The organism is Pseudomonas sp. GD03875, assembly GCF_029840585.1.
Taxonomy (GTDB): Bacteria; Pseudomonadota; Gammaproteobacteria; order Pseudomonadales; family Pseudomonadaceae; genus Aquipseudomonas; species Aquipseudomonas paralcaligenes.
In genome coordinates this window covers 60077-72381 of sequence record NZ_JAOCCV010000004.1, presented here as the reverse complement: position 1 = coordinate 72381, position 12305 = coordinate 60077, and the positions used below count along the sequence as shown (strand labels likewise).

Genomic DNA, 12305 nt, shown 5'->3' with positions numbered 1-12305 from the left:
GATTCCCGCTTTCGCGGGAATGACGGGATGTTCCAGCTGCCCTGTCCGTACCGGGCCACCCCACCCGCCACCACTGCCCGTCCCACTCCGTCGTCCTCGCGAAGGCGGGGACCCAAAAAACACCGCGCACCTGGATTCCCGCCTTCGCGGGAATGACGGGATGTTCCAGTGCCCTGCCCGTACCGGGCCACACCACCCCGCACCCGCTGCACGCCCCTCCCCCGTCGTCCCCGCGCAGGCGGGGACCCAATAAACAACAGCTGGCCCCCCGCCTGCGCAGGGATGACGGGATTTCCTGACCTGCCCCCGCCCATATCACCCGATCACCCTGCGCCACCCATCGACAACGATTGCGATGACCTGCGGCAATCTGACACTATATGAGAAGCATTCTCGCTTCTCTCTTTCTGCCCCCATTGGCGGAGGTGACAGTGTCCGTCGGGGAAAACACCCACAACGAGCTGGTCGGCCTGCTCTATCGCGATCACCGCGACTGGCTGCTCGCCTGGCTGCGCAAGAGCCTGCAGTGCCCGCAGCGCGCCGCCGACCTCGGCCAGGACACCTTCGTCCGCCTGCTCGGCCGCCCCGACCTGCAGGCGCCGCGGGAACCCCGTGCCCTGCTCACCACCATCGCCCGCGGCCTGCTGATCGACCATTTCCGCCGCAGCGCCCTGGAACGCACCTATCTGGAAGAACTGGCGCAGCTGCCGGAGCCCGAGCAGCCCGGCCTGGAAGAGCAGGCCATGACCCTGGAGGCCCTGCGCGAGGTCGACCGCCTGCTCGGCCAGCTGTCAGCCCGGGCCCGCGCCGCCTTCCTCTATAACCGTCTGGACGGCCTGGGCCACGCCGAGATCGCCGAGCGCCTCGGCGTGTCGGTGTCGCGGGTGCGCCAGTACCTGGCCCAGGGCCTGCGCCAGTGCTACATCGCCGTCTACGGGGAGCCCCGGTGAGCGCCGTGCCGCTGCGGGTGCTCGACGAGGCTATCGGCTGGCAGCTGTGCCTGGGCTCCGGCGAGGCCAGCGAGCAGGACCGGCTGGCCTTCGGCGTCTGGCTGGCGGCCCACCCGGAGCACGCGCGGGTCTGGCAGCAGCTCGGCGAACTCGACCAGCAGCTGGGCGCCGCCGCCCCGGCACCAGCGCGGCGCGCCCTGACCCGCCCACAGCGCAGGATCGGCGGCCGCGCCCTCGGCCTGCTGCTCGCCGTGGGTCTCGGCCTCGGCCTGCTGGCCAACCAGCAGCGCCCGCTGGGCGACTACCTGGCCGACGCCTACACCGGCACCGGCGAGGTGCGCGAGCTGCAACTGCCCGACAACACCCGGGTCAGCCTGAACAGCCGCAGCGCGCTGGACATCCAGTTCACCCCGGACGAACGCCGTCTGTACCTGCGCAGCGGCGAAATCCTGGTGGAGACCGCCCACGGCGACACCCGGCCGTTCCTCGTGGTCACCGCCCAGGGCAGCCTGCGCGCCTTGGGCACCCGCTTCCTGGTGCGCCGCGAGGGTGAGGCGACGCGCCTGATCGTGCTGCAGTCGGCGGTCGCCGCCCAGCCCCAGGCCCAGCCCGACGAACGGGTGATCGAGGCAGGTAGTCAGGTGCTGATGCGCCGCGACCGTCTCGGCGAGGGCGCGCCGGCGCCGCTGGGCGCCGATGCCTGGAGCCACGGCATGCTGGTGGCCGACAACGAGCGCCTGGCCGACCTGCTGGGGCGCCTGGACGACTACCACACCGGCTACCTGAGCGTGGACCCGCGCATCGCCGACCTGCGCATCAGCGGCAGCTTCCCCCTGCGCGACAGCGCGCAGGCCCTGGCCGCCCTGCCGCCGAGCCTGCCGGTGCGCATCGAACGCTATACCGACTGGTGGATACGGGTGGTGCCGGCGGAGCGCTGAGGGCCGGCTGAAAGCCCACTGCGCGCCCGGCCCGCAGACCTGCGGACAGGCTCCCAGGCGGTCCTTCGAAAAAATTTTCGCGGGCCCCTGTCACTTTCCGCTTCTGCTTCGGCAAGGAAGACATCGAGAGACTTTTTTCTTTCTTCAGGAGCCGTTCACCATGTCCCGTACCCTGCACCTGCTGCGCCCCAGCTTGCTGGCCGCCGCCATCGCCCTCGCCACAGTGCCGGCGCTGGCCCACGCCCAGAGCTACCAGCTGCCGTCCGCCCCGCTGGCCAGCACCCTCAGCACCATCGCCAGCGAAGCGGGCATCGTGCTCAGCATCGACCCGGCGCTGACCGCCGGCAAGACCGCCCAGCCGGTGCGCGGCGACTACTCGCCGCTGGCCGCGCTTGACGCCGCCCTGCAAGGCAGCGGTCTGCAGCTGGTGCAGAACGCCGGCGGCAGCTACAGCCTGGCCCCCGCCGCCGACGAGCTGACCCTGCCGAGCACCAGCATCAACGCCCGCGTCCAGGCCCCCGGCAGCGCCGAGGCCGGCTACCGCAGCGAAGCGGTCAAGAACGTCGGCGCCCTCGGCGGCATGCGCCTGCAGGACACCCCCTACTCGATGAGCGTGGTGTCCCGGGAACTGCTGCAGAACACCCAGACCACCTCGATCGACGACGTGTTCAAGCGCAACCCCTTCACCCAGATCTACTCGCCGAAGAACGCCGGCTACGCCAGCGCAGTGGCCATCCGCGGCTTCAGCGGCGCCGGCAACATGAGCATCGCCAACGACGGCCTGCGCTACTCCACCGGCTACGACAGCGGCAACTTCGTCGAGGAAATGGAACAGATAGAGATCCTCACCGGCCTGTCCGGCTTCCTCTACGGCCCGGCCAGCCCCGGCGGCCTGGTCAACTACGTGATCAAGCGGCCGACCTACGAGCGCTACAACAGCGTGACCCTGGGCAACGCCGGTGGCGAGAACTACTACCTGCACGGCGACTTCGGCGGCCCGATCGACGACGCGGGCGTGTTCGCCTACCGGGTCAACCTGCTGACCCAGGACGGCGAGACCGCCATCGACCTGCAGAAGCGCCGCCGCCAGATGATCAGCCTGGCCCTGGACTGGAACGTCAGCGACGACCTGCTGATCCAGTTCGACGCCTCGCACAAGAAGAACGAGACCCGCGGCCTGACCAGCTACTGGTACTTCGGCGACCAGTCGTTCCGCCCGGACGCCGACGACCTCGACAACGACAAGCTGTACAGCCAGAAGTGGGCCTTCTCCGACAGCGAGCACGACCGCGTCGGCAGCCGCTTCAACTGGCGCCTGAACGACGTGTTCAGCCTGCGTGGCGCCCTCGGCTACAGCCAGTACACCCAGGAATACACCTACACCGGCCCGACCGTGTACAGCGCCGGCAGCTACACCCAGCCGCTGTACGCCTTCGCCCCGGTCGAGACCGAGGAGACCTCGGGCAACCTGTTCCTCGACGCCGCCTTCGCCACCGGCAGCATCGGCCACAAGGCCACCGTCGGCTACCAGGGCAACGTGGTGCGCAGCCGCGACTACACCGACTACGTGCCCTACCCGGGCCCGCAGTACGTCGACGTGGTCGGCACGCCGTCGCCGTTCGGCGAAACCCCGCAGGTGGACAAGCCCAGCTACTCCATCGGCCACGGCGACCAGCGCGTGTCGTCGCGCACCCAGTCGGACAACTTCCTGGTCGGTGACGTGATCACCTTCAACGAGCAGTGGTCGTCGATCCTCGGCCTGACCCACACCCGGATCAAGACCTACAGCAACGACTTCGTCTGGGCCGGGGCCTTCGGCTACGCGGAAACCGCGACCAGCTACAACGAGTCGGAAACCTCGCCGAACGTCTCCCTGATCTACAAGCCGCTGCCCTGGCTGACCACCTACGCCACCTACATCGAGGGCCTGCAGGCCGGCGGCATCGCGCCGAACACCGCGCTCAACGCCGGCGCGGCGATGGCACCGGAAGTCAGCGAGCAGTACGAAGTGGGCGTCAAGGCTAGCGTCGGCGAGGCCCTGCTGACCCTGGCCCTGTTCAACATCGACAAGCCCAACGCCTACACCAACGGCGCGGGCTACTACGTGCAGGACGGCCGCCAGGAGAACAACGGCCTGGAATTCGGCATCACCGGCAAGGTGCTGCCCGAACTGACCCTGGTCGGCGGCGTGACCCTGCTCGACCCGGAAGTGAAGAAATCCAGCGTCGCCGCCAACGAAGGCCAGAAGCCGACCAACGTCGCCTCGCAACTGGCCAAGCTGTACGCCGAGTACGACATCAACGCCGTGCCGGGCTTCGCCGTCACCGGCGGCGCCTACTACACCGGCAAGCAGTACAGCGACGAGGCCAACCAGCACAGCCTGCCGTCGTTCACCACCTTCGATGCCGGTGCCCGCTACCGCATCCCGGTGGCCGACAACAGCGTGACCCTGCGCGCCAACGTGAGCAACCTGGCGAACAAGTCGTACTGGCTGAACAGCTCCTACCTGGGCGACCCTCGCACCGTGACCTTCTCCGCGCAGCTGGAGTTCTAAGAGCCCGTTTACGATCTCTTGAGCAACTCGGTTTTTTACTGGAACCCTGCCTTCCAGCTCGTCACCCCGGCGCAGGCCGGGGTCCAGAAAACCGACAGGCTGCTCGGCGCGGGCAACTGGATACCGGCCTGCGCCGGTACGACGGGCCCATGGCCCTGCGTGTTGGAGAAGATCCGGGCAGCTGGCTAGGATCGTAAACAGCTTCTGAACGGCCCGGCCCCTGTGCCGTAGCCCGAAGCCGCCGTCACGGGCGGCTTCGTCGTTTTTCCACCCGACCTCGTATCGGGCAACACTTCTGGACTGGACATGAAATCCACCACCATCCGCCGCTGGTCCGTCGTCCATACCTGGACCAGCCTGGTCTGCACCCTGTTCCTCTTCCTGCTGGCGCTCACCGGCCTGCCGCTGATCTTCCACCACGAGATCGAACACCTGCTGGGCGAGGCCCCGGAACTGCGCGAGATGGCGCCGGACACGCCGCGCCTGGACCTGCAGCAGATCGTCGAGGCCGGCGAGCGGCACCGGCCCGGCGAAGTGGTGCAGTACCTGGGCTGGGAAGACGACGAACCCAACGGCGTGGTGACCATCATGGCCGCCACCGCCGGCACCGAGCCCAACTCCTCGCACACCTTCATGCTCGACGCGCGCAGTGGCGAGGCCGTGGAGATGCCGGCGGCCAACGGCGGCTTCATGATGCTCATGCTGCGCCTGCACGTGGACATGTTCGCCGGCCTGCCGGGCAAGCTGCTGCTGGCCTTCATGGGCGTCCTCTTCGTGGTGGCGATCATCTCCGGCGTAGTGCTCTATGCGCCCTTCATGCGCCGCCTGAAGTTCGCCGAGGTGCGCCAGCACAAGTCCACGCGTCTGCGCTGGCTCGACCTGCACAACCTGATCGGCATCGTCACCCTGGTGTGGGCACTGACGGTGGGCATCACCGGGGTGATCAGCGCCTGCGCCGACCTGCTGATCAGCGCCTGGCGCAACGACACCCTGGCGGCCATGATCGGGCCCTACCGCGACGCCCCGCCGCTGACAGAGCGGGCGCCGGCCACCCGCCTGCTGGACATCGCCCAACAGGCCGCCCCCGGCATGCAGCCGGACTTCATCGCCTTCCCCGGCACCCGCTTCTCCAGCGAGCACCACTACTCGGTGTTCATGAAGGGCAGCAGCCACCTGACCTCGCACCTGTGGACCCCGGTGCTGATCGACGCGCGGACCCTGGACGTCACCGCCGTCGGCCAGCGGCCCTGGTACATGGACGCCCTGGCCATGTCCCAGCCGCTGCACTTCGGCGACTACGGCGGCCGGCCGATGCAAATCCTCTGGGCGGTGCTCGACGTGCTCACCCTGATCGTCCTCGGCAGCGGCCTGTACCTCTGGGGGGTACGCCGCCGCGCACCGCGCGCGGCCCTGCGCGACGAGGTGGCGGCATGAAGCGCTGGCGCGAATCGACCTTCGCCATCCCCACCGCCCTGGGCCTGCTCAGCGCCGCCGGCCTGTTCGCCGCGCTGCTCGGCGACGGCCCCTGGGACGCCCTCGCCTGGCTCGGCCTGGGCCTGCCAGCCGTGCTGGGCACCTGGCCGCTGCTCAGGCGCAGATAGCCATGGATTACCGGAATCATGTGCGGGACGGGGTGCTCGTAGGGTGCGCCGTACGCACCTACGATGCACTCCGCTCAACGACACACACCATGAAAAAGGCTATGTCCCCGTTAGATGTTGTAGTGCCCTGAGCCCTTCTGGGTCCCCGCCTGCGCGGGGATGACGAGGTAGGGGTGGAGTTTCTTCCGAAACCGTCATTCCCGCGCAGGCGGGAACCCAGGGGCAGGCAGCTGCAGTGTTCAGATAGAGGGGCTTGACCGCGCAACGCATAGGGTGAGGTAGCCGCTTGCCGGCGTACCCCAGCGGTACCGCGGTCGATCGCGCTGATGGGTTATGGCCTGCCAGCCAACCACCCTACCGGCTCCCAGGCAGGCCGCTTCCGCAGGGCAGCTGTAGCGTCTGCAACACGTAACGGATACATAGTCATGAAAAAGCCCCGCCTAGGCGGGGCTTTTTTCACACCGGGGCGACTCAGAACTGAGTGGCGTCCAGCAGGTACAGCGGCTCGCTACCGGCCTTGACCGAGGCGGTCAGGGAGTGGATGCGCGGCAGCAGGCGGGCGAAGAAGAAGCGTGCAGTGCCCAGCTTGCTGGCGTAGAAGTCGTCCTGGCCTTCCTTGCCCTGAGCGGCCCGTGCCATCAGCGCCCATACGTAGGCGTAGGCGGTGTAGCCGAACACGTGCAGGTACTCCACCGAGGCGGCGCCGATTTCGTTCGGGTTGGCCTTGGCGCGGTCCAGGACCCAGGCGGTCAGCTCGTCGAGGTTCTCCACGGCCGCCTTCAGCGGTGCGGTGAACTCGCCCAGCGAGGCGTCGGCGCTGGCGATGAAGGCCTTGATCTCCTCGGCGAAGTGGCGGTAGTAGCTACCGCCGCTGCCGACGATCTTGCGGCCCATCAGGTCCAGCGACTGGATGCCGTTGGTGCCTTCGTAGATCTGGGTGATGCGGCAGTCGCGGATCAGCTGCTCCTGGCCCCACTCGCGGATGAAGCCGTGGCCGCCGAAGATCTGCTGGCCGTGCACGGTGGTTTCCAGGCCCATGTCGGTCAGGAAGGCCTTGGCCACCGGGGTCAGCAGGGCGACCAGTTCCTCGGCGCGCTTGCGGGTGGTGGCGTCTTCGCTGTACTTGGCGGTGTCCAGCTGCATGGCGACGTAGCTGGAGAAGGCGCGACCACCCTCGTTCAGCGCCTTCATGGTCAGCAGCATGCGGCGCACGTCCGGGTGCACGATGATCGGGTCGGCGGCCTTGTCCTTGTTCACCGGGCCGGTCGGCGCGCGGCTCTGGATGCGGTCGCGGGCGTACTCGATGGCGCTCTGGTAGGAACGCTCACCCAGGGCCAGGCCCTGGATGCCGACGCCCAGGCGCTCGTAGTTCATCATGGTGAACATGGCGTTGAGGCCCTTGTTCGGCTCGTCGACGATCCAGCCGGTGGCGCCGTCGAAGTTCATCACGCAGGTGGCCGAGGCCTTGATGCCCATCTTGTGCTCGATGGAGCCGCAGCCCAGGCTGTTCTTCTCGCCCAGGGAGCCGTCGGCGTTGACCATCACCTTCGGCACCAGGAACAGCGAGATGCCCTTCGGACCGGCCGGGGCGTCCGGCAGCTTGGCCAGCACCAGGTGGATGATGTTCTCGGTCAGGTCGTGCTCGCCGCCGGTGATGAAGATCTTGGTGCCGGTGATCTTGTAGCTGCCGTCGGCCTGGGGCTCGGCCTTGGTGCGGATGATACCCAGGTCGGTGCCGGCGTGCGGCTCGGTCAGGCACATGGAGCCGGCCCAGACGCCGGAGTACATGTTCGGCAGGTACTGCTGCTTCAGTTCTTCGCTGGCGTGGTTGAGGATCGACAGGCAGGCGCCCGCGGTCAGCATCGGGTACAGGCCGAATGACAGGTTGGCCGAGTTGACCATTTCCTCGACCTGGGCGCCGATCGCCTTGGGCATGCCCATGCCGCCGAACTCCGGCGAACCGCCGACGCCGACCCAGCCGCCTTCGGCGTAGGTGCGGTAGGCCTCGGGGAAGCCTTCCGGGGTCTTCACCGCGCCTTCGTGCCAGGAGCAGCCTTCCTCGTCGCCGCTGCGGTTCAGCGGGGCGATGGTGCCGCCGGTGACCTTGCTGGCCTCTTCCAGGATGGCGGACGCGGTGTCGGCGTCGACCACTTCGGCCAGGCCGGGCAGCTCGGCCCACAGCTTGGAAACGTCGAAGACTTCATTGAGTACGAAGCGCATGTCGCGCAGGGGAGCTTTATAGTCGGCCATAAGGGCAATCCTCGAACGGAGCAACGAGCGGCCGAAAGAGCCGGCCGCTTTGAGTGCAGCCCTCGAGTCTATAAGAACACCCTATTAGGACATAGGTTCTGTTCGTGACCGAAAAGTCACAGCCAGATCATGCTTCCGCCCCACGGCAAAGGCCACGACCACGCTAGTTGTGGCGCACCTTGTGGGAGCGGATTTATCCGCGATCGGAATGCCACCCAGCCTCTCCCACGGAAGCAGGATTGTGCCCCACACGTCACGGCGACATAGCCACGGAAAAGGCTATGTCCCCGTTAGTTATTGCATACCTTGTGGGAGCGGATTCATCCGCGAATTTCGCGGCCAAGGCCGCTCCCACAAGAGCAGGATCGCGCCACCCGCACATAACAGGGATGTAGCCACGGAAAGGCCGTAGCGGGCCTCCCGAGGGCTCGGCGGCCGTCCGCGATCAGAACAGGAACTGCTCCGCCGACAGGCGCATCAGGCACTCGCCGCCGGCTTCCGCCGCGGCCAGGTGTGCCGCCGCGCGGGGCAGCAGGCGGCGGTAGTAGAAGTCGCAGGTCGCCAGCTTGGCCTGGTAGAAGTCCGCTTCGCCGCTTCCGGCGTCCAGCTGCGCCTGGGCCACCACGGCCATGCGCGCCCAGAAGTAGGCGAGCACGACGTAGCCCGAGTACATCAGGTAGTCCACCGACGCGGCGCCGACCTCCTCCGGGTTGCGCATCGCGGCCATGCCGACGCGCTGGGTCAGCTCGCCCCACTGGCGGTTGAGGCGCGCCAGTTCGGCGAGCTTGTCCTTGAGCTGGGGATGCTCGGCCTGGGCCTGGCAGAAGAGGTGGACCTGCCGGGTGAAGCCGCTGAGCAGCTTGCCCTGGCTGCCGAGGATCTTGCGGCCGAGCAGGTCCAGCGCCTGGATGCCGTTGGTGCCTTCGTAGATGGAGGCGATGCGGCAGTCGCGCATCTGCTGCTCCTGGCCCCACTCGCGGATGTAGCCGTGGCCGCCGAACACCTGCATGCCGAGGGTGGTCACCTCCAGCCCGGTGTCGGTCATGAAAGCCTTGGCGATGGGCGTGAGCAGGGCCAGCAGATCGGCCGCCTGCTGTCGCTGCTCGGCCTCCGCCGCGCCGTGCTCCAGGTCGAGCAGCTGGGCGCAGAAGAACGCCAGCGCGCGGTTGCCTTCGTTGAACGCCTTCATGGTCAGCAGCATGCGCCGCACGTCCGGGTGGACGATGATCGGGTCGGCCGCCTGCTGCGGCGCCTTCGGCCCGCTCAGGGAACGCATCTGCAGGCGTTCGCGGGCGTAGCGCACGGCGTTCTGGTAGCTCGCCTCGCCGTGGCACAGGCCCTGGATACCGGTGCCCAGGCGGGCGTGGTTCATCATGGTGAACATCGCCGCCAGGCCCTTGTTGGCCTCGCCCACCAGCCAGCCGGTGGCGCCGTCGAAGTTCATCACGCAGGTGGCGTTGCCGTGGATACCCATCTTGTGCTCGATCGAGCCGCAGGACACGGCGTTGCGCGCCCCGCCCGCGGGCAGGAACTTGGGTACCAGGAACAGCGAGATGCCGCGGGTGCCGGCCGGCGCGTCCGGCAGCTTGGCCAGCACCAGGTGGATGATGTTCTCGCTGAGGTCGTGCTCCCCGGAGGAGATGAAGATCTTGGTCCCGCTGATCGCGTAGCTGCCGTCGGCGTTGGCCGCCGCGCGGGTCTTGATCAGGCCCAGGTCGGTGCCGCAGTGCGGCTCGGTCAGGCACATGGTGCCGGTCCACTGGCCAGCGACCATGGGCGGCAGGTAGGCGTCCTTCAGTTCGTCGCTGCCATGGGAGTGGATGGCCGCGATGGCGCCCTTGGTCAGCCCCGGGTACATGCCCCAGGCGTAGTTGCTGGAGCCGATCATCTCGCCGACCTGCAGGTCCAGCGAGTGCGGCAGGCCCTGGCCGCCGTATGCCGGGTCCATGCCCAGGCCGTTCCAGCCGGCCTCGGCGTACTGGGCAAAGGCTTCCTTGAAGCCCTTGGGCGTGGTGACTTCGCCGTCGCGCCACTGGGCGCCTTCCTCGTCGCCGCTGCGGTTCAGCGGGGCGATCACCTGTTCGCAGAAGCGCGCCGCTTCCTCGCGGATGGCCAGCACCATGTCCGGAGTGGCATCGCGGGCGCCGATGGCAAGGTAGGTGGCGGGGAAATCGAAGACCTCGTCGGCCAGGAAGCGCATGTCGCGCAGCGGAACCTTGTACTCGGGCATCACGGCCTCTCCATGAAGGGCACGCCGACGCGGCGCACGCACTGCACGGAAACTACTGCGCGCCGACCCGGCGGAACAACGACGCTGCGGACGCTGAATGCAACGTCATAACTCCGCCGCTCAGGCGGCCGGGGACTTCACCCGCACGGCGCCACGACGGCTCTCGCCCTGCGCCATCACCCGGTTGCGCCCGGCCTGCTTGGCCGCGTAGAGGGCCTTGTCCGCGCTGCGGATCACCTCGTCGGCGCCGCGCTGGTGCGCCTCCCGCTCGGCCATGCCGATGCTGATGGTCACCGACACCGTGGGGGCACTGCCGGCCGTACGGCGCTGGCGCCCTTCCTTGTCGCTCGCCGGCCGCTGCTGCTTGTCGCGCAGCTGCAGGGGATAGTGCTCCACCGCCTCGCGCACGGCCTCCAGATACGGCCGGCACTCGTCGAGGGTCTTGCCCGGGAACACCAAGGTGAATTCCTCGCCGCCGTAGCGGTAGGCCTTGCCGCCGCCACCAACCCGGCGCAGCCGGCTGGCGACCAGGCGCAGCACCTGGTCGCCGACGTCGTGGCCGTGGGTGTCGTTGAATTTCTTGAAGTGGTCGACGTCGGCCATGGCGATCACGTAGTTGCGCCCCAGGCGCTCCAGGCGGTCGTTCAGCGCGCGCCGCCCCGGCAGGCCGGTCAGCTCGTCGCGGTAGGCCATCTGGTAGGCCTCGTGGACCACCGCCGCGACCAGCATCAGCATCACCAGGCTGCTCATCACCTGCAGCGCGTGGGGCAGGATGAAGGTGTTGGGCAGCATCCACAGCAGGCCGAGCAGGCCCAGGAACAGGGCCGCGTGCACCGGCCGCGGCTGGCGCAGGTACTGCACCAGCAGCAGCACGCCGGCGATCAGGAACAGCGGATAGGCGAGCTGGATCAGACTCATCCACTGCCCGTGCCAGAGCGGCCAGTGGATTTGCGCCAGCCAGGCCTGCAGCCCCTCGGGAAAGCGCCGGGCCAGGGCCACGAAGGTGCCGCCGACCGCCACCAGCACGGCGGCGCGGGCCACCATGTCCTGCAACAGATGGCTGCGCTCGCGCCAGGCGCCGTAGAGGCCGTAGAACAGTGGCAGCAGCAGGCTGCACAGGTGGAACACCCGCGCGGCGTCCTCGCGCACCTGGCCGTGCTCGCGGAAGTGGTCGGTCTGAGTGTCGAGCAGGAAGTAGACGAGGTACACCACCACCAGCAGGGAGAACTCCCGCTGGCGGCCGTAGACCACGCAGAAGGCGCCTCCGAGCAGCAGGAGCAGGGTCGGCAGCACGTTGAACAGGGACTGGAAGAACTCGCTGAGCGAGTCCATGCGCGCGACCACCAACCCGGCCACCAGCAGCGGCAACGCTGTCAGCAGATGGTGGGGACGATAGGCGGCGAGACGTGGCACGTGCGGTGTCGGAATGGCTGGCGGGATGCGGCATTTTGCCCGTATCGCCGGCAAAGACCAGCGGAAATCGCTCGCATTCCGTCGGCGGGCGATGGTTGCTGGATGAAGCGCCGTAGGGTGCGCCATGCGCACCAATAAGCCGGCAACTCCGATGCTCAGCTGTTGACCCAGCGGCATGAAAGTTCTGGTTTCGCCCTTCTGGGCGAAACCAGAAGTATCGAAACACGCGGTAATCGACTGGGAAGTCCAGGCTCCGACCGAACCGCTCCCGGATTTCATCCGGGCTACGACCGGTGCGCGCGGCGCACCCTACGAGCATGCCCTACCAGGAATGCAAGCAAAAAAAACCGCGGCCCGAAGGCCGCGGTT

At 68.0% G+C, this 12305-nt stretch carries 8 protein-coding genes; 5 read left to right on the top strand and 3 right to left on the bottom strand.

From position 1 onward, the window contains the following. Positions 1 to 431 precede the first annotated feature (431 nt). The 5 genes from N5D30_RS04645 to N5D30_RS04625 all read left to right on the top strand — a co-directional run bounded on the left by N5D30_RS04645 (position 432) and on the right by N5D30_RS04625 (position 6043). A complete protein-coding gene (locus N5D30_RS04645) occupies positions 432 to 950 on the top strand; it encodes an RNA polymerase sigma factor (RefSeq protein ID WP_220812309.1) in 519 nt (172 codons plus the stop codon). Next, positions 947 to 1888, top strand: coding sequence for a FecR family protein (locus tag N5D30_RS04640; protein WP_279907887.1), 942 nt, complete (start codon positions 947 to 949; stop codon positions 1886 to 1888). The genes N5D30_RS04645 and N5D30_RS04640 overlap by 4 nt, the downstream gene beginning before the upstream one ends. A gap of 160 nt (positions 1889 to 2048) precedes the next feature. Beyond that, the gene (locus N5D30_RS04635) at positions 2049 to 4442 is read left to right on the top strand and encodes a TonB-dependent receptor (protein WP_279901732.1); all 2394 of its coding nucleotides are present in this window, start codon (positions 2049 to 2051) and stop codon (positions 4440 to 4442) included. 306 nt (positions 4443 to 4748) lie between these two features. Beyond that, entirely contained in the window at positions 4749 to 5876 is a 1128-nt protein-coding gene (locus tag N5D30_RS04630) for a PepSY-associated TM helix domain-containing protein (protein WP_279907885.1), read from the top strand. Continuing rightward, positions 5873 to 6043, top strand: a complete 171-nt coding sequence (locus N5D30_RS04625) for a hypothetical protein (protein ID WP_279907883.1) — start codon at positions 5873 to 5875, stop codon at positions 6041 to 6043. Before N5D30_RS04630 ends, N5D30_RS04625 begins: the two co-directional genes overlap by 4 nt. Positions 6044 to 6514: 471 nt before the next feature. Here N5D30_RS04625 and N5D30_RS04620 read toward each other — a convergent pair whose 3' ends face one another. The 3 genes from N5D30_RS04620 to N5D30_RS04610 all read right to left on the bottom strand — a co-directional run bounded on the left by N5D30_RS04620 (position 6515) and on the right by N5D30_RS04610 (position 11936). Further along, positions 6515 to 8293, bottom strand: a complete 1779-nt coding sequence (locus N5D30_RS04620) for an acyl-CoA dehydrogenase C-terminal domain-containing protein (protein WP_279907881.1) — start codon at positions 8291 to 8293, stop codon at positions 6515 to 6517. Between the two features lie 445 nt (positions 8294 to 8738). Continuing rightward, the gene (locus N5D30_RS04615) at positions 8739 to 10523 is read right to left on the bottom strand and encodes an acyl-CoA dehydrogenase C-terminal domain-containing protein (RefSeq protein WP_279907879.1); all 1785 of its coding nucleotides are present in this window, start codon (positions 10521 to 10523) and stop codon (positions 8739 to 8741) included. 120 nt (positions 10524 to 10643) lie between these two features. After that, positions 10644 to 11936 (bottom strand): GGDEF domain-containing protein, encoded by a 1293-nt coding sequence (locus N5D30_RS04610; protein ID WP_279907877.1) that lies wholly within the window; start codon positions 11934 to 11936, stop codon positions 10644 to 10646. Positions 11937 to 12305 lie beyond the last annotated feature (369 nt).